This window comes from Ralstonia sp. A12 (assembly GCF_000801955.1).
Lineage (GTDB): Bacteria > Pseudomonadota > Gammaproteobacteria > Burkholderiales > Burkholderiaceae > Ralstonia.
In genome coordinates this window covers 1-23628 of sequence record NZ_JSZO01000042.1, presented here as the reverse complement: position 1 = coordinate 23628, position 23628 = coordinate 1, and the positions used below count along the sequence as shown (strand labels likewise).

Here is a 23628-nt window from a genome sequence, read left to right as displayed (position 1 = left end):
AAAAACAATCCAGAGGCGGCGCTTCGACGTGCGCTGCATCGTCTGCGACGAATCTGGTGAAGGTAGATAGATCGGTATATATTCATTCGGCGCTGCCGGGGCAATCAGATTCCGCCCGTGGTCTTCGCGGGTCGCGGTGAGCACTGGCGGCCTTGCGCCTCCCACCCAACACCATCAATCGCACCGGACATCGTACGCCGGGAAGGCTCTTCCATGACCATCGCGATGAAGTCTCTCCGCCTGATCCTGATCGTCTGTGCCGTGCTCTTGCGTCTGCCTGCGCATGCCGAGGGCGGATCCTGCCCGGACGGGCTCTACCCAATTCAGGGGCAGGGGTTCACGGGCTGTGCGCCGATTCCCGGCTACAACAACGCACCGGCCCGACGCGGCAATCCGTACCCCGAGACGAACTACAACGGCCCTGCGCCGGGCACCTATGGTGCGGTCGCCTATGACCGGGCTACGCAGAACGGCTACACCATCTATGCGGAGTTCAGCCGCGAGTCCGCAGCGGCGGCGGCGCTCAAGGCCTGCACGGGGAAGGGCGGCAAGTCGTGTGAGCTGGTGACAACCGTGCATGGCAGCGTGACCGTCGTACAGGACGGCGCGGGGCAGTTCTTCAGCGCTGAAGACCCCTATAGCGGTGACACGATCCAGCCGGCCTTCGCGAAGTGCAACCAGCAAAGCCGTGTCGGCCGTTGCGAGTTGATGGAACCTCCCGTCATCTATGGCGCCGTGCCGTCACCGCAGGGGCTGAGCTTTCTGAGCGTGATGCCGATCCTGTATGGTCCGGATTGGGCGCGCAAGAAGCAGGATACGGCCGAGGCGATGCGTCTGGCGTCTGACCCGGTTGCGTTGTCGGAGCGGATGGACACGCGCGACTACTGGGGTGCCATCGTCTACAACGGGACAGACATCCACAGCAGCTACAACCAGCCCAACCAGAAAGCCGCAGAAACGCTGGCGGCGTCCGATTGCCCGGACTGCAAGGTCGCGCAGGCCTTCAAGAACACCTGTGCGGGCTTTGCCTGGGGTCCCGAAAAAGGGCACCCGCTTGAGACGGCCCTGAACATCGAGCCGGCAGCAGCAAAGGCGGCTGCGCAGGCACAATGCGCCGGCAAGTACGGTACCTGCAGGGCCATGGTGCGCTGCTCGGGCCGGCGTTATCCAACGGCCAATCCGGACGTGGCCAAGCAGTAGGGTGATGCGCCGCGCGCTGGTCGAGTGGCGTGTCGGCGTTTAAAGCGCCCAGGTGTGCGCAGTAGGCCGGTATCCTGCCGTCGCGCACGCTCAGGATGCGCTTGCTGCGTTTGACCATGGACGCGGCCACTGCTGATTTCCCGGAGACTCTGCCGTGTTCTATTTCCTCAACAAGGTGCTGTTGCTCGTCGTGTATGGCGTGGCACTGGGCAGCTATGTCACGCCGCTGCCGCTCGCGCCAGACGTCATCTACGGCGTGCGCATCGCGGCCCTGGTGCTGCTGGCCGCGCATGTGCTGGAAGTGCTGTTCTGCTTCCGGAAGATTGCGCTGCACAAGGGGCCGTTGTTCGACAGTGTGCTGCTGACGTTGCTGTTTGGCTTCCTGCACTGGAAGCCGATGGCGGATGCCGCCCGAAACGCACGCTGATCGCCTCTCGTCCGCCTAGCCGCGACCGCCGTCGCGGTCTACTCTGATCGAGTCATCCCCTCAGCGCCCCGGCTTTGTTGCGGCGCAGCATCGATCATGGACAGAGCGGAGCGAACAGCGTTTGTCTTTGCCGGCGGTGGCAGCCTGGGCGCCATCGAGGCCGGCATGCTGCGCGAGCTGGTGGCCTCGGGCGTGATCCCGGACATGGTGATCGGCGCTTCGGCCGGCGCCATCAATGCCGCTTTCTTCGCTTGCAACCCGCATGCCGCGGGCACGGCGCAACTGGAGGCGCTCTGGCGCAGTGTGCGTCGCGCCGATGTGATGCCGTGGTCGTGGCGCACCATGTTCGGCATGCTGGGCGGCCGGCGTGCGCATCTGGTCGACGCTTCCGGCCTGGCGCGGCTGCTGACGCGGCATTTTGCACAAACCATGCTGGAGACGGCAGCGCTGCCGTTGTACGTGGTGGCCACCGACATGCAGACCGGCGCCGAGGTGGTGCTGTCTTCTGGCCAGATCGTGCAGGCTGTGCTGGCCAGTGCCGCCATTCCGGGCGTGTTTCCGCCCGTGCGCGTGGGCGATCGGTTGCTGATCGACGGCGGTGTCGCCAACAACACGCCGATCTCCGCCGCCATCCGCCTGGGCGCTACACGCGTGGTCGTGCTGCCCGCCGGCTATGCGTGCGCAGACCGGCGCGCCCCGCGCAGCGCCATCGAGCATGCCCTCAATGCGCTGTCACTGCTGGTCGCGCGCCAACTTGTGCAGGACCTGGAGCGCTGGGCGGGGCAGGTGCCGATTGCCGTGGTGCCGCCGCTGTGCCCGCTGGACGTCTCGCCCTATGACTACGCCCGCTGTGGCGAGTTGATCGACCGTGCGGCCGCCGCCACCGCTGCGTGGCTGGCCGCCGACGGCTTGGCCGGAACCGGCATTCCCGGCGCGCTGCGTGAGCACCACCACGACGAAGACCACCTGAGCTGCAGCGCCGACCCCCACTCCATGCCCACCGCCTGACGCCGAGCCTGTCTTGACGTTAGATGCCGTATGCTGACGCCGTCACAAATACGGCATTGGAGGGCTTATGGGCGTGGTGATCGATCATCCGATCGAGGTATTCATCATGGCGCTATTCGTGCTGGCGGCGGCTGCACGTATCGGCTCGACGGTATCGAAGCGCCGCACGCTGGATGGCAGCACGCACCAAGACTTTGACGTGATTCAGGCGGCCACGCTCACACTGCTCGGCCTGATGATCGGTTTCACGTTTTCGATGGCCATCAGCCGTTACGACACGCGCAAGAACTACGAAGAGGAAGAGGCCAACGCCATTGGCACCGAGTACGCGCGTGCCAGCCTGCTGCCCGCTGCCGATGCCGCCAACCTGCGTGGCTTGCTGGCGAAATACGTGGACTTGCGCATCCAGCTCTACAGCAGTCACGACGCCAAGCAACTGCCCGCACTCGAGGCGGCAACCTCGCGTCAGCAAGACGCCTTGTGGGCTGCGGTGCTTGGGCCTGCAGCCGCGCAACCCACGCCCATCGTTGCGCTGGCCGTGAGCGGCATGAACGATGTGCTCAACGCGCAGGGCTATACCCAGGCTGCGTGGCGCAACCGCATTCCCGTGGCAGCCTGGGTGCTGCTGTTCATGGTGGGGGCGTGCGGCACCTTCATGGTCGGCTATGGCACGCGCAGCGCACGCATGCGCGGGGTGCTGCAACTGCTGTTGCCTTTAGTGCTGGCACTGTCGTTCATGCTGATTGCCGACATCGACAGCCCGCGCGGCGGGTTTGTCCATGTCGATCCGGTCAACCTCAAGACCCTGGCCGCTTCCATGCAGCATTGACGGGCAGGCGGGATTTTCCGTTTGGCGTTGAAACTGAATCTGCCTGGCGCGGCTGTTTCCCCGCGTACTGCGCGCCCATGATGCGGTCATCCATTCCCACCGGAAGCCCATCATGAAAGCCATTGCCTACTACGAAAGCCTGCCCATCGACGCGCCCAATGCGCTCGTCGACCTGACCTTGCCCGACCCCACGCCCGGCCCGCACGACCTGCTCGTGGAGGTGCGTGCGGTCTCCGTCAATCCGGTCGACGTGAAGGTCCGTGCCGGCATGCCACCGGTGGACAGCCAGCCGCGCGTGCTGGGCTGGGATGCAGCCGGCGTTGTGCGTGCCGTGGGCGCCGAGGTGTCGCTCTTCAAGCCTGGCGATGTGGTTTGGTACGCCGGTGCCCTGCAACGCGCCGGCACCAACAGCGAACTGCACGTGGTGGACGAGCGCATCGTCGGCAAGATGCCGGTCACGCTCGGGTTTGCGCAGGCGGCTGCGCTGCCGCTCACGGCCATCACCGCGTGGGAGCTGCTGTTTGACCGGCTGCAGGTGCCGCAGGCAGATACGCCCAGCGGCAAGACGCTGCTGATCGTCGGCGCAGCGGGCGGCGTGGGGTCGATCCTTGTGCAGCTCGCGCGCCAGCTGACTGGCCTGACCGTGATTGGCACCGCCTCGCGACCGGAGACGGCTGACTGGGTGCGCGAGCTTGGCGCGCACCACGTGATCAACCACATGCAGCCGCTGGCGGCCGAGTTGCGCCGCATCGGCGTGCCTGCTGTCGACTACGTGGCCAGCCTGAACCAGACCGAGCACCACTTCGAGCAGATCGTCGAGGCGCTCAAGCCGCAGGGCTGTCTCGCATTGATCGATGATCCGGCGCAGCTCGACGTGCGCAAGCTCAAGGCGAAGAGCGTGTCGCTGCACTGGGAGTTCATGTACACGCGTTCGATGTTCGCCACGGACGATCAGATCGAGCAGCACCACCTGCTCAACCGCGTGGCGGGGATGATCGACGACGGCACGCTGCGCTCGACCATGAGCGAGCATTTTGGCGTCATCAACGCAGCCAACCTCAAGCGCGCGCACGCCCTGATCGAAAGCAATCAGGCGCGCGGCAAGATCGTGCTGGAAGGGTTCTGAGCGGAGATGCGCGTGACGACATCTACACAGCCCGCAGTCAGGCTGGCCACGATCGACCTTTCGTTTCACCACGCGGCTGCCGGTATCGTGCGTGCCGTGCTCGAACGACACGGTGTCCATGTGACGGAAGCCTGTCGCCCGCATGAGGAGGCCTTCCGGATGTTCCGCGACGGCGAGGCCGATCTGCTGTGCGCCGCCTGGTTGCCGGGCAGCCACGGTGTCTATGTCGATGCCATGGCGGATCCGTTCGAGCGGGTGTGCGTGCTGTACACACCGTTCGCGCTCTGGGGCGTGCCGGAGTACGTGCCCGCGGATCGCGTATCGAGCGTGGCGGACCTGGCCCGCCACGACGTGGCCGCGCGCATGGTCAAACGCATCCAGGGCATTGGTCCGGGCGCGGGCATCTCACGGTTCTCGCGCGAGATCATCGACGCTTACGGGCTGGCCGCGCACGGCTATCACTTCGAGAACGGCAGCCTGGACGATTGCGTGTCGGCCTTCGAGCACGCCGTGCGCGAACAGCGCTGGGCCGTCGTACCGCTGTGGCAACCGCAATACCTGCACTGGACCCATCACATCCGCCCGCTGGCCGAACCGCGCGGCCTGCTGCGCGGCATGGACGAGGCGACGCTGCTGCTGCGCGCTTCGGCGCGGGAACGCTTGCCGGCGGCTGCTGTGCAGGCACTGCGCGCGCTCTCGCCTGGCAATGCCGAGGTCACGCGGCTCGATTTTGAGATCGTGCGTGAAGGGCGTGCATCGCTTGAAGCGGCGCAGCGCTATCTGGCGCGCAGTGCGCATCTGGCCGCGTAGCCGGCGGCCGCCGTGCCTTACGGCGTGTCGGCCAAGTAGCCCGCGATGCGTTCCTGCAGAAAATCGCGCAGCCGCATCAGCGTGGGTGATAGCGCCAGCCGGTGCGTGCAGATCAGGTGCAGCGGCGCGGCCTCGCCTTGCCAGTCGGTCAGCACCGCTTGCAGTCGGCCGGCGCGCAGGTCGGTCAGCACATCCAGGCGTGACTTGTACGCGATGCCGTGGCCGGCAACGGCCCAGCGGCGCACGAGCTCACCGTCGTCGGCGATGCGGTTGCCGGTCACGCGCACGACGTGCGGTGCATCGTCACGATGAAACGTCCACTGGTCGTGCGTGGTGTCGGACAGCGCCAGCCGCAGGCAGTTGTGCTGGCGCAGATCATCGGGCGTCTTGGGCACACCGTGCCGTGCGAAGTACGCGGGCGCGGCGCACAGCACGCGGCGGTTGTCGGGCGCCAGCGGCAGCGCCACCAGTGAGGAATCCTCCGGCTCGCCGTAGCGCACCACGGCATCGACGCGCTGGCGGAACATGTCGACCAGCCGGTCACCAATGCGCACCTGCAGTGCCACCGCCGGGTGCTCGGCGAGGAAGTCGTCCAGCCAACCAGCCAGTACGCTGCGCCCGAGGTCCGACGGGATGGACAGCGACACATCGCCGCCAATGGCCTGTCGCCCGAGCGCGAGTGAATCCTGCCCGGCCTGCAGGTCGGCCAGCGCGCGCCGCGCATGCGCCAGGTAGCGCTCGCCTTCCTGCGTGAGCGCGAGGCTGCGCGTGGAGCGCGCCAGCAGCCGCGCGCCAAGTTCGGCCTCCAGCCGCTTGACTGCCGCGCTGGCCGCCGCCGGTGCAATGTTCAGTACGCGCGCCGCCGCCGACAGGCTGCCGTTGTCCACGGCCAGCACAAAGATGGTGAGGTCATCGAGGCGGATCATCTCGGGTGGCGTCGATTGAAGGAGCGAAGGATGGACGGCATCTTACCGAGCGCCTAGCTTGCGCGCACCGCCGCCCAATCCAGCCCGAACCGCGCGAGGTATTTGCGCAGCCGGTCTGCGTCATTCACCTTGGCCTTCTCGGTGCGCGAGACGTCAAACAGCCGCCGCCCGGCATCGGAGAGCGATGCCGATTCCCGACACGTGGCAATCACGTTCTCCAGTTGCATGCGGTCGAACAGGTCGATCGAGGCGATCTCGTCACCGAGCAGATCAGCGAGTGCGCCATCTTCGCCCGCCGAATCGGGTTCGGCCCACGTGCGCTGCAGGCGGGCGATCTCGTCTGCCACATTGGCTTCGGTAATGCGCCCGCCTTCGGCCAGCGTCGCCAGCCGCGTGATGGAGGCTGACAACTCGCGGAAGTTGCCCGTCCAGCGTGCCTGCGGCGAAGTGACGAACTTCAGGTAGATGCGTCGCGCCTCGGTGTGAAAGCGCACCTGTTCGCCATGCTCGCGGGCAAAGCGCGCCAGTTCGAAATCGAGGTTTGGCTCGAGGTCTTCCGGGCGATCGGCCAGGCCGGGCAGGTCGAAGGTCCACAGGTTGATCCGCGCATATAAGTCTTCGCGAAAGCGCCCCTCGGCCACCCACTGGCGCAGGTCGCGCACCGTGCCGGCGATGAGTTGGAAATCGCTCTCCACCTCGCGGTCGCTGCCGAAGGGCAGGAAGCGCTTTTCTTCGATGGCCTTGAGCAGCATGGCCTGCTCGTCCAGGCCCAGTTCACCGATCTCGTCCAGGAACAGCAGGCCGCCATCCGCGCTGCGCAGCAGGCCCGCGCGTTCGGTCTGCGCGCCGGTGAAGGCGCCCTTCACATGACCGAAGAGCGCAGACATCGCGCTGTCGCCGCGCAGCGTGGCGCAGTTCACTTCGACAAAGCGGCCGGCCAATTGATGGCGCGCCTTCTTCATCTCGTACACGCGACGCGCGAGGAACGACTTGCCCGCGCCGGTTGGCCCGAACAGCAACATCGGCGCCTTGGAGCGCGACGCCACGCGCTCGATCTGCTCGATCATCCGGTTGAACGCCGGGTTGCGCGTGGCAATGCCCGACTTCAGCAGCGAGACCGTGTCTTCGCGCTCGCGCGCAAAGCGCGTGGCGATCTTGTCGTAGCGCGAGAGGTCCAGATCGATGACGCTGTAGCTGCCGGTCGTGTTGCCGAGTTCCTTCTTGCGCGGCGGCGCGGTTTGGATCAACTGCGCCGGCAGGTAGCGCGCCTCGGCCAGCAGGAACCAGCAGATCTGCGCGACGTGCGTGCCGGTGGTGATGTGGATGAGGTAGTCCTCGGCCTCGGTGTCGAAGGCATAGCCGCGCGTGAAGTCGTGCAGCGTGCTGTAGACCTCTTCAAAGTCCCACGGGTCGCGCAGCGTGACTTCGACGCTGCGCACCTCGGTTTCGGGCGACACGGCGGCGATGTCCGCACGCAGGCGCTCGAACAGACCGCGGCTGCGCGCGTCGTGCAGCAGTTCCAGCCGGTGGATGACAAGGTCGTCCTGCTGGCACAGGCCGACGGTCGGCCGCCAGCGTTCCCAGCGCTGGGCGCCCTTGCCCACATAGTCGAGCGTAGTGCCGACGAAGCCGATGGCGACGGTTTTGCGCATCCTGATGCTTTATCCAAAAAGATAAATCAATATATCAATAGATCGGATTTTCAGGAAATTTGGCGTGCCTACATCTGCGTTGGTCTCTTGTAAATTAAATAAAATCAATGAGATAGATCGAGGTGCGTCTGGCTGGGGGTGACCTGGCACACCCATTGCACTAGACAGTATGTCCAGCTAACCAGGAGCGCACCATGATTAGCGGTAAGCAGAAGCGCGCCGCCATCATGGCGCGGCGCCAGGCGCGGCGAGAACGGGCAAAGATTGCCTGCCTGCGGGCACCGGCGCTGGTGCCGCCTCCGCCTCCGCCACGCGGTAGCTTGCCGGTGGATGTGTCGCAACTGGCACCGCACAACAGTTACGGCTCCGGTCTGCCCCGCCTCGCGCAGCATGGCTACTACGTCGATCAGTGGTACGCCTGCGTCGATTGCGGAAAGCACGAGGTCTGGACCGCCGCGCAGCAGAAATGGTGGTATGAAACCGCCAAGGGCTACATCGATTCGATCGCCATCCGCTGCAAGCCATGTCGCGTGACACGACGCAGTGGGCACACGGTCAGCAAGAAGAACAACGACAACAACAACAAAGGAATCAACGCATCATGAGTACGTACAACACCCTCCACGTCGATCACGGCGCCGACATCAAGCTGTGGACCAACGGCGTGCCGGTAGAAGACGACGCCCGCAAGCAGCTGATGAACACGGCCAAGATGCCGTTCATCTTCAAGCACCTGGCGGTGATGCCGGACGTGCACCTCGGTAAGGGGTCGACCATCGGCAGCGTAATCCCGACGCAGGGCGCGATCATCCCGGCGGCGGTGGGTGTGGATATCGGCTGCGGAATGATGGCTGCGCGCACGACGTTGACGGCCGCTGACCTGCCGGACAACCTGCATGGTCTGCGTAGCGCCATTGAGACAGCCGTGCCGCACGGTCGTACGCAAGGAGCACGCGATAAAGGCGCCTGGAACACGCCGCCGGAAACCGTGGATGCGATGTGGGGCGAGTTGGTCGACGGCTTCAAGCACATCACCGAGAAGTATCCGAAGCTGAACAAGACGAACAACCACAAGCACCTGGGAACGCTGGGTACGGGTAACCACTTCATCGAGGTCTGCCTGGATGAAGAGCAGCGCGTCTGGTTCATGCTGCACTCGGGTTCGCGCGGGGTGGGGAACGCCATCGGCAACCTGTTCATTGAACTCGCACAGGCCGATATGCGACAGCACATCGCCAACCTGCCGGACCGCGATCTGGCGTACTTTGAAGAAGGCAGCCAGCACTTTGACGACTACGTCGAAGCTGTCGGCTGGGCGCAGGATTACGCGCGCCGTAACCGCGCCACGATGATGCAGAACGTGATCGCGGCCGCGCGCAAGGTCATCACCAAGCCGTTCGCGGCGGACGTGGAAGCGGTGAACTGTCACCACAACTACGTGCAGCGCGAAACCCACTTCGGGCGCGACGTGCTGGTGACGCGTAAGGGCGCAGTGTCAGCACAGAAGGGGCAGCTCGGGATCATTCCGGGTTCGATGGGCGCGAAGAGCTTCATCGTGCGCGGGCTGGGTAACGAAGAGGCCTTCTGCTCGTGCAGCCACGGTGCGGGCCGTACGATGAGCCGCACGCAGGCCAAGAAGCGTTTCACGGTCGATGACCAGATTCGCGCCACGGCCCACGTGGAATGCCGCAAGGACGCTGACGTGATCGACGAGATCCCGATGGCGTACAAGGACATCGACCATGTGATGGCTGCGCAGGCGGATCTGGTGGAGATCGTGCATACGCTGCGTCAGGTGGTGTGTGTGAAGGGGTGAGTCGAATGCGCGTGCTGGAAGGTTTGGACAACGACAGCACCGAAGACGCCCGACGGCGTTGGCAGCACGCCGGCGGTGTCTTCGACTTCGTGTGCTTGCGCTTGGTGGACGGCGCCACGCCGGACGAGGTGGCGCATCGTCAGGCGCTGGTACGTTTGTTCGAGGAACACGATCGCGCGACGCAGCAGTACCGGGCGAACGTGGTCGCGCAACATCCGCAGTACGCCTCGTACCCATGGCCGGTGCTGGAGGTCAACCTGGCAGATGCCAGCCCGCGCAGACTCAGCCAGAGCGAGGTGCTCGGGCTGGCCGAACCGGGTGGCGCACTGGAGCAAGCCTTCCTCGATCCGCCCTACCGTACGACATTGCATGCAGGGGATTTCCAGGCATGGCTGGCGATGCTGCACCTGTTGCCGAATGACGATGTCGAGGTGTTCGACTGGGTCGGAAACGCTGATGAAGAACCGGCCCGCAGCACCTGGAGTAACTACTTCGACGAAGGCAAGGAATGGTGGGGCATCTGGTGCCTGACCGTGTATAACCCCAGGCACCGCACGCTGTGTGCGCTGGCCGCCAGCGCCACCGACTGAACGGAGGGCGCTCAGGCTTGGTTCGTTCAGCGCGGTGTGCCGATCTCCAGAACAAGAACGACCGAATCATCGTGACGTTTCTCTACTCGCATCCCGTTTCCGACGCCATCCGCGAGCGCGTGCTCGCCGAGCTGGCGCAGATTGAAGACCGGCACGACGTGCGCGTGCTGTTCGCGTGTGAATCCGGCAGCCGCGGCTGGGGCTTCGCCTCGCCCGACAGCGACTACGACGTGCGCTTCGTCTACGTGCATCAGCCCGAGTGGTACCTGCGCGTCGAGCCAGAGCGCGATGTGATCGAACTGCCGATCAGCGATGAGCTGGATATCTCCGGCTGGGAGCTGCGCAAGGCGCTGCAACTCATGCACCGCTCCAACCCGACGTTGCTGGAGTGGCTCGCGTCGCCCGTGGTGTATCGCCAGGACGCAGCGCTGGCTGCGCGCATGCGCATGCTGGCGCCGACGTTCTTCTCCGAGCGCAAGGGCCGTTGGCACTACGTGTCGATGGCGGCGAAGAACTTTCGCGGCTATCTGCAGGGCAAGACTGTGCGCATGAAGAAGTACCTGTACGTGCTGCGTCCGCTGCTGGCCGCACAGTGGATTGACGAAGGACGCGGCATCCCGCCGATGCGCTTTGCCGATCTGGCTGACGTGATGGTGAAAGACGCCGCATTGCGCGACGAGATCAACCAGTTGCTGGCGATCAAGATGGAATCTGGCGAGGCCGAATACGGCGCGCGTTTTCCGCGTATCCATGCCTTTATCGAACAGGCCTTGGCGCAGGAAGACGTGCCAGCAGATTTCCGCCAGCCAACGGGTAACCCGACAGCATTGGACGCGTTCCTCTACGACACAGTGCTGACGCGCACACCCTGTACAACCTGACGCGTACCCCACCAAGCGGGTGCGCAAGCGAACAAGAAAAACAAACCATGAACACCCAATTGCAGTTGCAATCGCAACCCGCCACCTGCATCGAACTCGATGGCGCGCAGGGGGAGGGCGGCGGACAAATCCTGCGCACGGCCCTCACGCTCTCGATGTTGACCGGTACGCCGTTCCAGATCGAGAACATCCGCGCCAAACGTTCCAAGCCCGGCCTGCTACGTCAGCACCTGACGGCGGTGCAGGCCGCAGCGGAGATCAGCGGCGCCACCGTGGAAGGCGCAGAAGCGGGCTCGCAGACGCTGCGCTTCACGCCGGGCACCATCCGCGGTGGTGACTACCGTTTCGCCATCGGCACGGCCGGCAGCTGCACGCTGGTGCTGCAGACCATCCTGCCCGCACTGTGGTTTGCCGATGCGCCGAGCACCGTGTCGGTGAGCGGCGGTACGCACAACCGGGCCGCGCCGCCGGTCGACTTCCTCATCCGCGCGTGGCTGCCGCTGGTGGCGCACATGGGCGTGACGCAGACGCTTGCGCTCAAGCGCCACGGCTTCTACCCGGCAGGCGGCGGCGAGGTAGTGGCGACGGTCACGCCGTGCACGAGCCCGCTGCGTGCATTGCATCTGACCGAGCGCGGTGCGCAGCAGGCGCTGCGTGCCGAGGGCATCGTGGCCGGTGTGCGCGGCAGCGTGGCGCGGCGCGAGCTGGATATGCTGGACTGCCTCGTGCCTGGTGTCGAAGGCACCGTGCGTGATCTCGGCAACGCGGAAGGCCCCGGCAATGCGCTGGTGCTCGACATCGTGCACGAGCACGTCACCGAAGTGCTGACCGGTTTCGGTGAACGCGGCGTGACGGCTGAGACGATCGGCAAGGATGTTGCTCACGCAGCGCTGCGCTACCTGCAAAGCACGGCGGCGGTGGACGAATACCTGGCCGATCAACTGGTCTTGCCGATGGCACTGGCCGGTGCTGGCAGCCTCACTGCCGTGGCGGCTTCGTCGCATCTGCTGACCAACCTCAGCGTGATCGGGAAGTTCCTGCCGACGGCGTTTGATGTGGAAACCGTCGGACCTGGCGCCCCGGTGCTGGTGCGCGTGCTTTGACGGCCCGTGGGCTGGCGGATGGGCGAAGGCAGGCACGGCATTCGCGTGGCTTGTTGAATCCACGCCAACCGGAGCCCACCATGCAACGCGGTAAGAAGGAGAAGCACCCGCACGCCCACAAGCGCGAGGCGTTGATCGAGCAGGCCGTGGAAGGCACTTTCCCGGCCAGTGACCCGCCCGCCATCGGCGGCATCACGCGCATCGTCGACAAGAAGCCCAAGGCGCACAAGACGCACAAGGGCAAGCACAAGCCGAAGGCCACATCGAAGTAACGCAGCACCTCAACGCCCGCATCGTCTGCCGACATGCGGGCGTTTTCGTGTGGGTGTCGTGACTACTGGTGCGCGAGGATGTTGACCACGTTCCCGAACGGATCGCGCACATAAAAGCGCCGCACGCCCCACGGCTCATCGACGAGCGGGTAGACGATCTCCAGGCCGAGTGAGAGGGCGCGTGCATGCACTGCTTCCACGTCATCCACTTCCACCGACAAGGCCGGCACCGGCGTGCCCGCGCCGCCTTCGCTGGCGATGCTGATCTGCGGCGTCATCGTGTTGCTGGTGTCGGCAAAGGTGACGATCCAGCCGTGGTCCATCACCACGTCCAGGCCGAGCAGCTCGGCATAGAACGCGCGGGCGCGCGCCGGGTCGGTGGCATGCAGGTTGGGGACGATGCGTCGGACGGCCATGCTGCGCTCCTGGTGTGGGTGGACGGAACTGGACTGCGGCATTTTAGCCATCGCTGTGACGCGGTGTTCGCATGCAGGGCGGTCGCACATCACGTAAAGTGGCGGGCACTCGAACCATATAGAGACACGCCCGTCATGGATTTCCTGCAATCGCTGCTGGCCCCGCGCCTGCAAAACGTTGAAACCTCCGCCATCCGCGAACTCTTCAAGGTGCTCGGCAAGCCGGGCCTGATCTCGTTTGCCGGCGGCTTTCCGGATTCGGCACTGTTTGACGTGGAAGGCCTGAAGGCCGCCGCAGACAGCGCACTCACCGCCGACGCCGCCCGCGCGCTGCAGTACGGCGCCACCGAAGGCTTCGAGCCCCTGCGCGAGGCCATCGTCACGCTGATGAAGACGCGCGGCGCCACCGTCGTCAACACCGACATCCTCGTCACCACCGGTTCGCAGCAAGGCCTGGACCTGCTGGGCAAGGTGCTGATCGGCGAGGGCGACACGGTGTTGGTGGAGGCGCCGACTTTCCTGGCCGCCATCCAGGCATTCAAGCTGTACGGCGCCAAGGTGGCCGGCGTGCCGACCGACGCAGACGGCCTGGACGTCGACGCGCTGGAAAAGACGCTTGCCAACACCCGTCCCAAATTCCTCTACGTGATCCCCAACTTCGGCAACCCCAACGGCGCGCTGATGAGCCTGGAGCGCCGTCAGCGTCTGCTGCAACTGGCCGTGCGCCACAACCTGCTGATCGTTGAGGACGATCCGTACGGCGAGCTGTACTTCGACGCACCGCCGCCGCCGTCGCTGTACGCGCTGTCCCAGCAGATCGAGGGTGCGCAGGGCCGCGTGGTCTACCTGGGCAGCCTGTCGAAGGTGGTGGCGCCGGGGTTGCGCGTGGGCTGGATGATTGCCCCGTCGCTGCTCCTGGGCAACGCCGTCATGGTCAAGCAGTTTGCCGACGCGCACACCTCCACGTTTGCACAGGCCACGGCGGCGGCCTACCTGCGCAGCAATCGCCTGGAGACGGTGCTGCCGCGCACGCGCGCTGCCTACGCCGAGCGTGCACACGCCATGGCCAATGGCCTGCGCGCGCTGCTGCCCGAGAGCGAACTGACTTTCAACCGCCCGCGTGGCGGCATGTTCCTGTGGGGCCGCCTGCCGGGCCGCAATGCTGCAGACGTAGCCAAGATCGCCATCGAGCGCGGCGTGGCCTTCGTGCCGGGTGCAGCGTTCTACGCGGTGGATCCGGATCGCTCGACGCTGCGTCTGTCGTATGCCACCTCGTCGCTCGCCCAGGTGGAAGAGGGCATCGGCAAACTGGCTGGCGCCATCCGCGAACTGCCGATCGCCTGACCTCCTGATCGGTAACAGGTGGAGTGCGCGGGCGTTGATGCCGGCGTGCTCCACCCACCTCCCTCCCGAGGCAATCGCCTCACGCACGCGGTAAGCTGGCGGCTCCAAAAAGAAAGCACAGGAGACCCCCGCCATGCAGCACCTGCCTCGCTTGCTCCGCCATGTTGTCTTCGCGCTCGGCGCACTGTCGCTGGGTTTTCTGTCGCCCGCCGCCAGTGCGGACGAAGTGCGCGTGATGAATTCCGGTGGCTTCACTGCGGCCTACAAGGCGCTCGCGCCAGGGTACGAGAAGGCCACGGGCAATACCCTCACCACCGCCTGGGGGCCGTCGATGGGCGCCTCGCCTGAGGCGATCCCGAATCGCCTGGCGCGCGGCGAACAGGCCGATGTGCTCATCATGGTGGGCGAAGCGCTCGATGGCCTGATCCAGAAAGGCCTGGTGGACCCCGCCAGCCGTGTGCCATTGGCCGAATCACGCATCGGCATGGTGGTGAAGGCGGGTGCGCCCAAGCCCGACATCAGCACGGAGGCTGCCCTGCGCAACACGCTGCTGCAGGCCAAGTCGGTGGCGTATTCCGACAGCGCCAGCGGCGTCTATATCGAGACCACGCTGTTCAAGCGCCTGGGCATTGAGGACCAGATGCGCGGTAAGGCCCGCAAGATCGAGAAGATTCCCGTGGGCACCGTGGTGGCCAGCGGCGAATACGCCATCGGCTTCCAGCAGGTGAGCGAGCTGCTGCCCGTGGCGGGCGTGGACTTTGTCGGCAAGATTCCCGAGCCGCTGCAAAAGGTGACGGTGTTTGCGGCGGGCATTCCCGTCAATGCGGTGCACCCGAAGGCGGCGCGCGAGCTGATCCGCTACCTGGCGTCACCGGAGGCGGCACCGGCGGTGGAGAAGAGCGGCATGGAGCCGTCGCGCCAGCCCGAGGCCGTTCGGTGAGCGTGCCGGACACGCCGATCGACGCGCAGCAAGACCCGGCGCTGTTGCGCCGCCTGCTGCGCGCGAAGGATCGGATGGACGCTGCCTCGCACGAGGATTGGCCGGTCAAGCGGCTGGCCGAAGTGAGTGGCGTGTCGGAGGCGCATTTCGCGCGCTCGTTCAAGCAGGCTTTCGGCATTCCGCCGCACCGCTACCTGCTCACGCGCCGCATCGAGCAGGCCACCACCCTGCTGCGCGACACCGACTTGCCCATCATCGAAATCGCCTATGCCACTGGGTGGGAGAGCCTGGGCACCTTCGGCCGCATCTTTCGCGACATCACCGGGCAGAGCCCGAGCGCTCTGCGCCGCGAGGCACAGGCTGCGGCCGCCGCGCAACAGCTCGACCTTGTTCCCGCCTGTGTGCTGAAGGCGGCGCAGCGGCCCGATCTCACGACAGCAGTTTCGGAGAAGCGCCGCCAGTTGGCGGAGGGTACAAATCCGTCACCCACCAACAAAAAGGAGCGGTGATGAGCCAAGGGATCAACGTAGTCGGGCTGTATGTGGACGACCAGGATGCGGCGCTGGCGTTCTATGTCGACAAGCTGGGTTTTCGTGTGCATACCGATGTGCGCAACGGCCCGTACCGGTGGCTGACGGTGCAGCATCCGGAGCAGCCGTCGTTCCAGCTTGGCCTGTTCCAGCCCGGCCCGCCCATCCACGACGAAGTCACCGCGCAGACGCTGCGCGCCATGGTCGCCAAGGGCGCGATGCCGCCGCTGGTGCTGACCGTGGTCGACTGCCGCGCCACCTATGCGCAACTGCGTGAGCGCGGTGTGGAGTTCACGCAGGAACCGGTCGAGCGTTTCGGCAGCGTCGATGCGGGCTTTCGTGACCCGGCCGGCAATGGCTGGAAGATGATCCAGGCCGCCGGAGGTGCGAAATGAGCGCCCGCCATGGAATCCGTCAGTTTCACCGCTGGGTGTCGATGGCCTTCACGCTCACGGTCATCGCCAACTTTGTTGCCATGACGCGGGGTACGCCGCCTGCGTGGATCACCTATGCGCCGCTGTTGCCGCTGGCGTTGTTGTTGATCACGGGGGTGGTGATGTTTGTGTTGCCGTACTGGGATCGGCGTGCTGGGCGCGCCGGCTGTGAAGCGCCGGTCGCGCGGGTTTGAGGCTTGCGTGTCGAGCCCTGAGTCCGGCGTGCCAACTTGACGTCGGCGCGCCGAGCCCTGAACCCGAAATGTGGCGCTGGCTTACTGCTGCATCGTGAACGGCGTGCGCGGGGCTGGCCCTTGAACACGCTTGACCTCTTCTTCGGGCGCTGGCACGACGGCAAATACGGCGTCGGTGTCCTTGGCTTCGCGAATGTCGACAGACTTGCGCTCGAAGATGTTGACGCCCGAGAACACCATCACGTCACCCAGCTTGGGTGTAAAGGCCAGGTAGTCGGGTTCGTCGAGCACGAGGTTGCCTTTGACGATGACCTTGCGCTGCAGGTAAGCGTAATCGCCCGTGACCAGCACGGCCTTGGCCGGGTTGCGCAGGTTGTTGCCTGCCACATCGCGCAGCATGACCGTCAGGCTGCGATCGAGCGTTGACTGCAGCATGTCGCGCAGCGGCTGGGCCTGCTGGGACAGCCAGCCCGTATCGCCCGACAGCGGTTTGACGTCTGCGCTGGCTGCGATGTACTGGGTCTCCCACAGTGGCTTGCCACCGGCATCCACCAGCTTGGTCTTGAGGACGACGTACGGACGAACATCGTTGTCGTTCACGTAGGTCAGCACGCCGAAAGGCTGCACGCTTAGGTGTGTGCCACCGGTGCCGGCCGTCAACGCCTTGTTCTCGTCCGCTTTCAGCTTGGCTTGCAGCAGCGTATCGGCCTGGGCCAGCATGTCGTACGCTGTCGCGGCAGAGGTATCGCCTGCGCGGCTTTGCGCGCGAGCGCTGTTGATGGAGTCTGCGGCGATCACGCCGAGCAGACCAAAGGCCATGCCGACACCCAGGCCCGCCTGGTGTCCGCTGATGTAGAGCCGGGTGTTGGGCACCGCATAGATGCCGAGTGGCAGATCCCACTTGGACGGCGGCTCTTTATCGAGGCTCACCGTTACCTGCTTCTGTTCGGCCGGGAATGGTTCGGTGTGACGGAAGCTGGCACAGCCGGCCAGCGCGGCAATGGTCAGGCCGAGTGCGGCCCGGACGGCGAGTTGACGCAGTCCCATTGTTACTACCCCCTGAAGATGTTGTTGTTGGAGACCTGCAGGTACACCTCGGGGGCGTCATCCGCTCCCGCCGGTGCCGCAGCTGGTCGAAAGCGGATGATAAGGAAACAATGTGATCTGCGGATACCCCCCGAAGCGCGGTTTCAAGGGCTCGGGGGCTGTTGCGCTAGGCGGTCTGTGCGTCGGCTTGTGAGACTTCGTGTCGCCCACCCCTGCGCCACAGCACCACCGCCACCACATGGCAACCCGCTGCCGCCCAGCCCAGCATGCCCGGTCCGCCGTGGGCCAGTGCCAGCGCGCCCACGCTCGACCCCAGCGCAATCCCCACATACACCGCAGACGCATGCAGCGACAGCGTGATCGGCGACACGTCGGGCGCCAGGCGGATCAGCCGCGTCGCCTGTGCCGGCCCGAAGCCCCAGCCCGCCATGCCCCACAGCACAACCGCGCCGATAGCAATGGCGGCTGCCGTGGCGCCATGCAGTGTCTGTACCGTCAACGACAGGACTGAGAACGCCAGCACGATCCCCGCGCTGCTCACGGCCAGCACACGGGCCACGCCCGCGCGATCGGTCATGTGCCCGCCCAGGCCGGTGCCCAGCGCCGCAAAGCTGCCGACCAGGAACAACACGATGCCCACGTGCTGCGGCGCAAAGCCCAGGCCCTGCACGAAGAACGGCGCGACGTACGTATAGAACGTGAAGCCGCCCGCTGCCCACAGCGCCGATACCGCCAGCGCGCCCAGCATGCCGGGTCGGCGCGCCACGCTCAGGCGTTGCGCCAGCGTGGTCACGCTGTGCGGCAAGGCACGCGGCAAGCCGAAGGCCAGGCCTGCCGTGGCTAGCGCGGACAGTACGCCGCACGCCACGAAGGTCGCACGCCAGTCGCCCTGGGCGGCAATCCACGCGCCCAGCGGCACGCCCAATGCCACCGCCACTGTGCCGCCGCCCGTGATGATGGCGAGCGCCGTGCCGCTGCGCGCCGCCGGCACCAGCGAGGTCGCCACCGCATTGGCCGTCGGCAGGAACACGCCTGCGGCCAGTGCCAGCAGCACGCGCGCCGCCATCAATTGCCCGAAGCCGTGCGCGCTGGCCGCCAACAGGTTGCCCGCCGCAAAGATCGCCAGCGCGCCGATCAGCACGCGGCGCCGGTCGACGTTGCCGAGCAGCGTCGCCATGACCGGTGAGCCCACGGCGTACGTCACGGCAAACACGGTGACGAGCTGCCCCGCCGCCGGCACGCTCACGCCCAGGTCTGCGGCCAGCACCGGCAGCAGGCCGGCAATCATGAATCCTTCGGTGCCGATGGCGAACGCGCCCAGGCACAACCACCACAGCGATGCCGGCATGGTCGGCTCCTGTCAGAAGAGGAAAGCGAAAAAGGGAGGCGGAGCATGTGGCTCCGCAGGGGACTAGCGCGCAGTGGTGTCGGCGGTCTGGCCGAATAGCACGGCGCGCTCGTCGTCGGAGATGTCTTCGCGGCGGCGCGAGTAGGCGCGCTCGACACCGGCGTAGGCACGCTCGGTGGCCGGGCGCGCGCTGACCGCCTCGAACCAGCGTTGCAGGTGCGGGAAGTCGTTCAGGTCCTGCCCGTGTCCGGCGTGCGGCACGATCCACGGGTAGATCGCGATGTCGGCAATCGTGTAGTCGTTGCCGGCAATGTACGGGCGATCGGCCAGGCGGCGGTCGAGCACGCCATACAGGCGGTTGGTCTCTTTGGTGTAGCGCTCGATGGCGTAGGGCACGCGCTCGGGCGCATACACGTTGAAGTGGCCGATCTGCCCGGCCATCGGGCCCAGGCCGCCCACCTGCCAGAACAGCCACTTGAGCACTTCCATGCGGCCGTGCAGGTCGGTGGGCATCAGTTGACCGGTCTTCTCGGCCAGGTAGAGCAGCATCGCGCCCGATTCGAACAGCGCCACGGGCTCGGTGCCTTCGGCCGGATTGTGATCGACCATTGCCGGGATCTTGTTGTTGGGCGAGATGGCCAGGAACGCAGGCTTGAACTGGTCACCCCGGCTGATATCGACGGGGATGACGCGGTGCGGCAGGCCGGTCTCGGCAAAGAACAGCGCCATCTTCAGGCCGTTGGGGGTGGCGCAATAGTAGAGGTCGATCATGGTGAGGCCCTCGTGTTCTGTCATGTTGGTTGACAGATTAGGTGCACGAGTGGCCTTTTGTAATGACCACAAATTGCCAATTTTAGGTGGCCAATTTGCGGCGACGAGCCGACCTCCGCGCCACCCGCCCACGGGGCGCGATTGGCCTCAGGCGGCCTGGAGTCCTGCGGGCTTGGGTAGGCGCGGCTCCAGCGCATCCAGGCTGATGTGGCCGAGGAAGCCGCCGGCGGTTTGCGCGGGTGCTTCATTCTCGATGGCATGTGCGAAGGCGACCGCTGGATCGGTACGCAGTTTTTGCAGGTGCCGATGCAGGTTCGGATATGCGTCCACGCTCAGCGCCTTGTGGTACTCGGCCCAGCGCGCCAGTGCAACGAAGTACGCATCGGCCACGGTGCGTTTAGCGCCTCCGTCGATCCATTCGCGCTCAGCCAGCAGCGTATCGAGATAACGGCAGGCCTTGGCCACGCGCGCCTGGCCCTGCTCGCGCAGCATGGCTTGCTTGGGTGGATCGGCTTCCATTTCGTAGGCGATCCACAGGGGGCTGAACGCCCAGAAGAACTCGGTGTTCAGGTAGGCCAGCGTTTGATTCAGGCGGTCGTATTCGGGCGTGCCCTGGGGGTAACCGAGCTTGTGGTCCTTCTGTGCGGCCAAGTGCAGCAGGATCGCGGTGCTTTCGTTGATGACGCGATTGTCTTCCGTCAGGTATGCGGGCGTCAGGTTCAGCGGGTTGATGCGAGCAAACAGCGCCGGCCACGGGTGCTGCATCATCTCGATGCGCGTGAGCTGGTACGGCACGCCTAGCCATTCCAGCGCGATGACGCTGCCCAGCGAACAGCCTTGCGGCACACCATAGAAAAGAACGGGTTTCATATCTTCATCCTTGTTGAGTTCCGCCCCAGAGCGGTGTGCTGGGGCGATGCGCAAAAGATAAAGACGTAGACGTTGAAGCAGTAGCCGGTCGATCGTAGACTCATCGTCCATATTCGTAGACGATGTGCTTGGCCGATGCTCAATCTCAATGACCTCTCCGTGTTCGTGAAGGTGGTGGACCACGGCGGATTCGCGGCCGCGGCACGCGTACTGGGCGTGCCCAAGTCCACGCTGAGCAAGCGCGTGGCGATGCTCGAAGCCCATCTGGGCGTGCGCCTGATCCAGCGCACTTCGCGCAGCTTTGTGCCGACCGAGACGGGGCAGGCCTTCCACCGCCACGCGTCCGCCATGCTGATCGAGGCCGAAGCTGCCGAGAACGTCGTCAAGGGCCTGCTGGTAGAGCCGGCCGGCGTGGTGCGCATCACGGCATCCGTGACGACCGCGCAGCTCGCGCTAGCCGAGGTGCTGCCCGAACTGGCCCGCCGACACCCCAGGCTGCAGGTAGCGCTGCACGCGACAGACCGCTATGTCGATCTCGTGCAGGAGGGCTTTGACATTGCCATTCGCGACCATGCAGCGCCGTTGCCGGACTCAGAACTGGTGCAGCGGCGCGTGGGGCTTGAGCCCTTCTATCTCGTGGCGTCGCCCACGTACCTGAAGGCGCGTGGCAAGCCCCGCCGGCCAGAAGACCTCGCCGGGCATGATGGCCTGCTGACTGAGTTCGTGCCGAAACCGGACGGCTGGCACCTGCACAATGACGCCGATGAAAAGATCGAGGTGCGCCCCATTGGCCGCTTCTTTGCCAACGAGCCGATGACCTTGCTGCGTGCGGCGGAATCGGGTTTGGGCATTGCCTGCCTGCCCCACGGGCTGTGTGCCACCGCCATCGAAGCGGGCAGACTCAAGCGCGTGCTGAGCGACTGGCAGGGGCGCGGCATGATGACCACCCTGCTGATCGCGCACCGGCGCGGACAGTTGCCTTCGGTGCGTGCAACGGTGGAGTTTCTGGCCGAGGCGCTGTCGCGCCAGCGCGGCGGCTGAGCTCAGTGCCCGTGCGCCTGCGCGGGCTCTGGCGTCTCGCATGAGCGCGCGTACCCCTCCCACGCCGCGGTGGCACACAGCACGCCCGTCGCCAATGCCGACACGGCGAGCGCGGGCAGCGCGTCCGTCACCAGCCAGATCGCGCCAAGCACGGCCAACCCGACGAAATGCGCCGGGCGCACCCGCCCGAAGATCGCCCACTTGAACAGCAGGTTGCCCAGCAGATACAGCCCTGCGCTGCCCAGTACCGCCAGTGCGGCGCCCGTATGCGGGTGGCCCACCGGATGCGCCAGCACAAACTCGTCAGCCACCGCACCCACGATGATCCCCGCCACGAGCAGCACGTGGATGTAGGTGTAGGCCAGGCGCGCCAGACGCCCCGGATCGGCCGAATGCGAGATGGTGTGTGCGCCGCGTTCGGCAATCGTGTCGAAGTACAGCCACCACATCGCCAGGCTGCCGATGAACGACATCGCCATCGCCGCGATGTTGGCGGCGTTCCAGTCGAGCCCGGCAAACATCGAACCCGTCACCAGCACCGATTCGCCCAGCGCGATGATGATGAACAGCGAGCAGCGCTCGGCCATGTGGCCGCCTTCCACGTTCCAGTCGTCGGTGGTCGAACGGCCGATGCCCGGTGTGTAGAAGCCCATGGAGGGGCCGAGCCACTCGATGGCCAGCGCGACGATCCAGCACACCCAACGCACCGGTACGTCGGACAGCCCGCCCACCAGCCACAGCACCGCCGAGATGCCCAGCCACACGCCGATGCGCTGGAAGTTGCGCCGCATGCCGAGCGATTCATGGCGCACGGCCCACAGGAAGAACAACGTGCGCCCGAACTGCATGAACACGTAGGCCAGCGCAAACGCCAGCCCGCGCGAGCCGAACGCCTGCGGCAGCGACGCAGAGAGCAGCAGCCCCGCCGTCATCAGCACCAGCATCAGGATGCGGATGGCGAGCTTCTCGGGGTCCAGCCAGTTGGTGACCCACGAGGTGAAGATCCATACCCACCACACCGCCAGCATCAGCAGCAGCGCCTGCGCACCGCCTTCGAGCGTGAAGTTGCCGATCAGCAGGTGTGAGAGCTGCGTCACCGCAAACACGAACACCAGATCGAAGAACAGCTCGATGTTTGTGACGCGGTGGTGGCCGTGCCCCCCGTTGGATGTGGCGGGTGCGGCGCGGAGGTAGCTGCGGTGCATCGTGGGTCCTTCGCGTGTGTGGCGGTTCTGCGATCAGGCGGATTGCATGCCGAGCGTAAGCGTGCCCGCGCCCACCATCACCGCGCCGCCGGTGTAGCCGAAGCGGCGTTGCGCGGCCACGCTGGTCAGGCGCTTGGCGAGCAGCTTGGCGGCCAAGGCGTACATCGATGCGTTGGCGGCGGCCAGGCACACGAAGGTCGGCAGCAGGATCACGCTTTGCGACAGGAAGGTCTGGTCGGCCGACATGAACTGCGGCACGAAGGCGACGAAGAAGACGATGCTCTTGGGGTTCAGCGCGGTGACCGTCCAGGCGGACAGGAAGCGGCGGCCAGCGGACTTTTGCTGCACGGGGATGGTGGCTTCCGGCGCGTCCTCGCGCAGGCGGCGGGCGCTGAGGATGGACTTGATGCCCAGATAGACGAGGTACGAGCCGCCGATGAGCTTGAGCATCGTGAACGCCGTGGCGGAGGCGGCGAGCAGGGCGCCGGCACCAGCCAGCGAGACGGCCATGGCGGTGGTATCGCCAGCGGCCACGCCCGCTACCGTGCTCCACGCCGAGCGGCCACGGTTGGCCAGCGAATCACCAATCACCAGCAGGATGGTCGGGCCAGGAATGAGCAGGATGATGATGCTGGCACCGATGAAGGCCAGCCAGGTGTGGAGGGTCATGGTGGGGCTCTTTTTTTGGGGTGGGCTGACAGTTATCCATGAAATTTTTTGGGCGTCAAACGGGGGGCGTTTGGTTTTTGTTTTGATGTTGGTGGTTTGCCTCCCTTTCGGCCCCTGCCGGGGCCGACTCACTTTCTTTGTCTTGCCAAAGAAAGTAAGCAAAAGAAAGGCGCGCCCGA

The 23628-nt window shown here is 65.6% G+C and carries 27 protein-coding genes; 18 read left to right on the top strand and 9 right to left on the bottom strand.

Annotated elements, in window-relative coordinates; translation table 11 throughout:
• Nucleotides 1-225 precede the first annotated feature (225 nt).
• The 6 genes from PI87_RS28305 (at nt 226) to PI87_RS27395 (ending at nt 5400) form a co-directional block, all read left to right on the top strand.
• Complete coding sequence (locus PI87_RS28305; protein ID WP_198139643.1) at nt 226-1200, top strand: DUF4189 domain-containing protein; 975 nt, start codon at nt 226-228, stop codon at nt 1198-1200.
• Nucleotides 1201-1354: 154 nt separating this feature from the next.
• Nucleotides 1355-1627, top strand: coding sequence for a DUF1145 domain-containing protein (locus tag PI87_RS27415; RefSeq protein ID WP_039600906.1), 273 nt, complete (start codon nt 1355-1357; stop codon nt 1625-1627).
• A gap of 96 nt (nt 1628-1723) precedes the next feature.
• Nucleotides 1724-2635 carry a patatin-like phospholipase family protein gene (locus PI87_RS27410; RefSeq protein ID WP_039600905.1) on the top strand — a complete coding sequence of 304 codons (912 nt, stop codon included), beginning with the start codon at nt 1724-1726 and terminating at the stop codon, nt 2633-2635.
• Between the two features lie 67 nt (nt 2636-2702).
• Complete coding sequence (locus tag PI87_RS27405) at nt 2703-3464, top strand: bestrophin-like domain (RefSeq protein ID WP_039600904.1); 762 nt, start codon at nt 2703-2705, stop codon at nt 3462-3464.
• 112 nt (nt 3465-3576) lie between these two features.
• A complete protein-coding gene (locus PI87_RS27400) occupies nt 3577-4590 on the top strand; it encodes a zinc-binding alcohol dehydrogenase family protein (RefSeq protein ID WP_039600903.1) in 1014 nt (337 codons plus the stop codon).
• A 6-nt stretch (nt 4591-4596) separates the two neighbouring features.
• Nucleotides 4597-5400 (top strand): glycine betaine ABC transporter substrate-binding protein, encoded by an 804-nt coding sequence (locus PI87_RS27395; RefSeq protein ID WP_039600902.1) that lies wholly within the window; start codon nt 4597-4599, stop codon nt 5398-5400.
• A gap of 17 nt (nt 5401-5417) precedes the next feature.
• On the opposite strand, the gene PI87_RS27390 is transcribed toward PI87_RS27395, so the two are convergent.
• Nucleotides 5418-6326 (bottom strand): LysR family transcriptional regulator, encoded by a 909-nt coding sequence (locus PI87_RS27390; RefSeq protein WP_039600901.1) that lies wholly within the window; start codon nt 6324-6326, stop codon nt 5418-5420.
• A 53-nt stretch (nt 6327-6379) separates the two neighbouring features.
• Nucleotides 6380-7978 (bottom strand): RNA repair transcriptional activator RtcR, encoded by a 1599-nt coding sequence (rtcR, locus tag PI87_RS27385; RefSeq protein ID WP_039600900.1) that lies wholly within the window; start codon nt 7976-7978, stop codon nt 6380-6382.
• A gap of 194 nt (nt 7979-8172) precedes the next feature.
• On the opposite strand from rtcR, the gene PI87_RS27380 reads away from it, so the two are divergent.
• The 6 genes from PI87_RS27380 to PI87_RS27355 all read left to right on the top strand — a co-directional run bounded on the left by PI87_RS27380 (nt 8173) and on the right by PI87_RS27355 (nt 12640).
• Complete coding sequence (locus PI87_RS27380) at nt 8173-8583, top strand: zinc-ribbon domain-containing protein (RefSeq protein ID WP_039600899.1); 411 nt, start codon at nt 8173-8175, stop codon at nt 8581-8583.
• The gene (locus PI87_RS27375) at nt 8580-9794 is read left to right on the top strand and encodes an RtcB family protein (protein WP_039600898.1); all 1215 of its coding nucleotides are present in this window, start codon (nt 8580-8582) and stop codon (nt 9792-9794) included. The genes PI87_RS27380 and PI87_RS27375 overlap by 4 nt, the downstream gene beginning before the upstream one ends.
• Nucleotides 9795-9799: 5 nt before the next feature.
• Nucleotides 9800-10384, top strand: coding sequence for a hypothetical protein (locus tag PI87_RS27370; protein WP_232314109.1), 585 nt, complete (start codon nt 9800-9802; stop codon nt 10382-10384).
• Between the two features lie 71 nt (nt 10385-10455).
• Nucleotides 10456-11265, top strand: a complete 810-nt coding sequence (locus tag PI87_RS27365; protein WP_198139642.1) for a nucleotidyltransferase domain-containing protein — start codon at nt 10456-10458, stop codon at nt 11263-11265.
• A gap of 47 nt (nt 11266-11312) precedes the next feature.
• Entirely contained in the window at nt 11313-12368 is a 1056-nt protein-coding gene (gene rtcA / locus PI87_RS27360; protein ID WP_052321803.1) for an RNA 3'-terminal phosphate cyclase, read from the top strand.
• An 80-nt stretch (nt 12369-12448) separates the two neighbouring features.
• Nucleotides 12449-12640, top strand: a complete 192-nt coding sequence (locus tag PI87_RS27355) for a hypothetical protein (protein ID WP_039600897.1) — start codon at nt 12449-12451, stop codon at nt 12638-12640.
• Nucleotides 12641-12702: 62 nt separating this feature from the next.
• Here PI87_RS27355 and PI87_RS27350 read toward each other — a convergent pair whose 3' ends face one another.
• Nucleotides 12703-13056: a glyoxalase superfamily protein gene (locus PI87_RS27350; protein WP_039600896.1), complete on the bottom strand. Its 354-nt coding sequence runs from the start codon at nt 13054-13056 to the stop codon at nt 12703-12705.
• Between the two features lie 135 nt (nt 13057-13191).
• Between PI87_RS27350 and PI87_RS27345 the strand changes: the two genes are divergently transcribed.
• The 5 genes from PI87_RS27345 (at nt 13192) to PI87_RS27325 (ending at nt 16498) form a co-directional block, all read left to right on the top strand.
• The gene (locus PI87_RS27345) at nt 13192-14400 is read left to right on the top strand and encodes an aminotransferase-like domain-containing protein (protein ID WP_039600895.1); all 1209 of its coding nucleotides are present in this window, start codon (nt 13192-13194) and stop codon (nt 14398-14400) included.
• 133 nt (nt 14401-14533) lie between these two features.
• Nucleotides 14534-15340 (top strand): substrate-binding domain-containing protein, encoded by an 807-nt coding sequence (locus PI87_RS27340; RefSeq protein WP_039600894.1) that lies wholly within the window; start codon nt 14534-14536, stop codon nt 15338-15340.
• Nucleotides 15337-15849 carry a helix-turn-helix domain-containing protein gene (locus PI87_RS27335; protein ID WP_232314108.1) on the top strand — a complete coding sequence of 171 codons (513 nt, stop codon included), beginning with the start codon at nt 15337-15339 and terminating at the stop codon, nt 15847-15849. Before PI87_RS27340 ends, PI87_RS27335 begins: the two co-directional genes overlap by 4 nt.
• Complete coding sequence (locus PI87_RS27330) at nt 15849-16265, top strand: VOC family protein (protein WP_039600893.1); 417 nt, start codon at nt 15849-15851, stop codon at nt 16263-16265. The genes PI87_RS27335 and PI87_RS27330 overlap by 1 nt, the downstream gene beginning before the upstream one ends.
• On the top strand, nt 16262-16498 hold the full coding sequence (locus PI87_RS27325; protein ID WP_039600892.1) for a hypothetical protein: 237 nt from the start codon (nt 16262-16264) through the stop codon (nt 16496-16498). The genes PI87_RS27330 and PI87_RS27325 overlap by 4 nt, the downstream gene beginning before the upstream one ends.
• 81 nt (nt 16499-16579) lie before the next feature.
• Here PI87_RS27325 and PI87_RS27320 read toward each other — a convergent pair whose 3' ends face one another.
• From PI87_RS27320 to PI87_RS27305, 4 genes are all read right to left on the bottom strand, one after another.
• A complete protein-coding gene (locus tag PI87_RS27320) occupies nt 16580-17545 on the bottom strand; it encodes a hypothetical protein (protein ID WP_039600891.1) in 966 nt (321 codons plus the stop codon).
• Between the two features lie 166 nt (nt 17546-17711).
• Complete coding sequence (locus PI87_RS27315; protein ID WP_039600890.1) at nt 17712-18893, bottom strand: MFS transporter; 1182 nt, start codon at nt 18891-18893, stop codon at nt 17712-17714.
• A 63-nt stretch (nt 18894-18956) separates the two neighbouring features.
• Entirely contained in the window at nt 18957-19664 is a 708-nt protein-coding gene (locus tag PI87_RS27310; protein WP_039600912.1) for a glutathione binding-like protein, read from the bottom strand.
• Between the two features lie 147 nt (nt 19665-19811).
• Nucleotides 19812-20534, bottom strand: coding sequence for a glutathione S-transferase family protein (locus PI87_RS27305; RefSeq protein ID WP_039600889.1), 723 nt, complete (start codon nt 20532-20534; stop codon nt 19812-19814).
• 135 nt (nt 20535-20669) lie between these two features.
• Between PI87_RS27305 and PI87_RS27300 the strand changes: the two genes are divergently transcribed.
• Nucleotides 20670-21575, top strand: a complete 906-nt coding sequence (locus tag PI87_RS27300) for a LysR substrate-binding domain-containing protein (protein WP_039600888.1) — start codon at nt 20670-20672, stop codon at nt 21573-21575.
• 2 nt (nt 21576-21577) lie between these two features.
• Here PI87_RS27300 and PI87_RS27295 read toward each other — a convergent pair whose 3' ends face one another.
• Together PI87_RS27295 and PI87_RS27290 are read right to left on the bottom strand one after the other, a co-directional pair.
• Nucleotides 21578-22780, bottom strand: a complete 1203-nt coding sequence (locus PI87_RS27295; protein WP_039600887.1) for a low temperature requirement protein A — start codon at nt 22778-22780, stop codon at nt 21578-21580.
• Between the two features lie 33 nt (nt 22781-22813).
• Complete coding sequence (locus tag PI87_RS27290; RefSeq protein WP_039600886.1) at nt 22814-23449, bottom strand: LysE family translocator; 636 nt, start codon at nt 23447-23449, stop codon at nt 22814-22816.
• Nucleotides 23450-23628 lie beyond the last annotated feature (179 nt).

What these genes read in the sequence shown, in the direction of transcription:
- PI87_RS27345 (WP_039600895.1), top strand. Translation starts at nt 13,192, where the DNA reads ATGGATTTCCTGCAATCGCTGCTGGCCCCGCGCCTGCAAAACGTTGAA.
- PI87_RS27400 (WP_039600903.1), top strand. Translation starts at nt 3,577, where the DNA reads ATGAAAGCCATTGCCTACTACGAAAGCCTGCCCATCGACGCGCCCAAT.
- PI87_RS27380 (WP_039600899.1), top strand. Translation starts at nt 8,173, where the DNA reads ATGATTAGCGGTAAGCAGAAGCGCGCCGCCATCATGGCGCGGCGCCAG.
- PI87_RS27325 (WP_039600892.1), top strand. Translation starts at nt 16,262, where the DNA reads ATGAGCGCCCGCCATGGAATCCGTCAGTTTCACCGCTGGGTGTCGATG.
- PI87_RS27320 (WP_039600891.1), bottom strand. Translation starts at nt 17,545, where the DNA reads ATGGGACTGCGTCAACTCGCCGTCCGGGCCGCACTCGGCCTGACCATT.
- PI87_RS27290 (WP_039600886.1), bottom strand. Translation starts at nt 23,449, where the DNA reads ATGACCCTCCACACCTGGCTGGCCTTCATCGGTGCCAGCATCATCATC.
- PI87_RS27375 (WP_039600898.1), top strand. Translation starts at nt 8,580, where the DNA reads ATGAGTACGTACAACACCCTCCACGTCGATCACGGCGCCGACATCAAG.
- rtcR (WP_039600900.1), bottom strand. Translation starts at nt 7,978, where the DNA reads ATGCGCAAAACCGTCGCCATCGGCTTCGTCGGCACTACGCTCGACTAT.
- PI87_RS27305 (WP_039600889.1), bottom strand. Translation starts at nt 20,534, where the DNA reads ATGAAACCCGTTCTTTTCTATGGTGTGCCGCAAGGCTGTTCGCTGGGC.
- PI87_RS27340 (WP_039600894.1), top strand. Translation starts at nt 14,534, where the DNA reads ATGCAGCACCTGCCTCGCTTGCTCCGCCATGTTGTCTTCGCGCTCGGC.
- PI87_RS27295 (WP_039600887.1), bottom strand. Translation starts at nt 22,780, where the DNA reads ATGCACCGCAGCTACCTCCGCGCCGCACCCGCCACATCCAACGGGGGG.
- PI87_RS27395 (WP_039600902.1), top strand. Translation starts at nt 4,597, where the DNA reads ATGCGCGTGACGACATCTACACAGCCCGCAGTCAGGCTGGCCACGATC.
- PI87_RS27310 (WP_039600912.1), bottom strand. Translation starts at nt 19,664, where the DNA reads ATGATCGACCTCTACTATTGCGCCACCCCCAACGGCCTGAAGATGGCG.
- PI87_RS27350 (WP_039600896.1), bottom strand. Translation starts at nt 13,056, where the DNA reads ATGGCCGTCCGACGCATCGTCCCCAACCTGCATGCCACCGACCCGGCG.
- PI87_RS27300 (WP_039600888.1), top strand. Translation starts at nt 20,670, where the DNA reads ATGCTCAATCTCAATGACCTCTCCGTGTTCGTGAAGGTGGTGGACCAC.
- PI87_RS27410 (WP_039600905.1), top strand. Translation starts at nt 1,724, where the DNA reads ATGGACAGAGCGGAGCGAACAGCGTTTGTCTTTGCCGGCGGTGGCAGC.
- PI87_RS27355 (WP_039600897.1), top strand. Translation starts at nt 12,449, where the DNA reads ATGCAACGCGGTAAGAAGGAGAAGCACCCGCACGCCCACAAGCGCGAG.
- PI87_RS27370 (WP_232314109.1), top strand. Translation starts at nt 9,800, where the DNA reads ATGCGCGTGCTGGAAGGTTTGGACAACGACAGCACCGAAGACGCCCGA.
- PI87_RS27405 (WP_039600904.1), top strand. Translation starts at nt 2,703, where the DNA reads ATGGGCGTGGTGATCGATCATCCGATCGAGGTATTCATCATGGCGCTA.
- PI87_RS27330 (WP_039600893.1), top strand. Translation starts at nt 15,849, where the DNA reads ATGAGCCAAGGGATCAACGTAGTCGGGCTGTATGTGGACGACCAGGAT.
- PI87_RS27315 (WP_039600890.1), bottom strand. Translation starts at nt 18,893, where the DNA reads ATGCCGGCATCGCTGTGGTGGTTGTGCCTGGGCGCGTTCGCCATCGGC.
- rtcA (WP_052321803.1), top strand. Translation starts at nt 11,313, where the DNA reads ATGAACACCCAATTGCAGTTGCAATCGCAACCCGCCACCTGCATCGAA.
- PI87_RS28305 (WP_198139643.1), top strand. Translation starts at nt 226, where the DNA reads ATGAAGTCTCTCCGCCTGATCCTGATCGTCTGTGCCGTGCTCTTGCGT.
- PI87_RS27390 (WP_039600901.1), bottom strand. Translation starts at nt 6,326, where the DNA reads ATGATCCGCCTCGATGACCTCACCATCTTTGTGCTGGCCGTGGACAAC.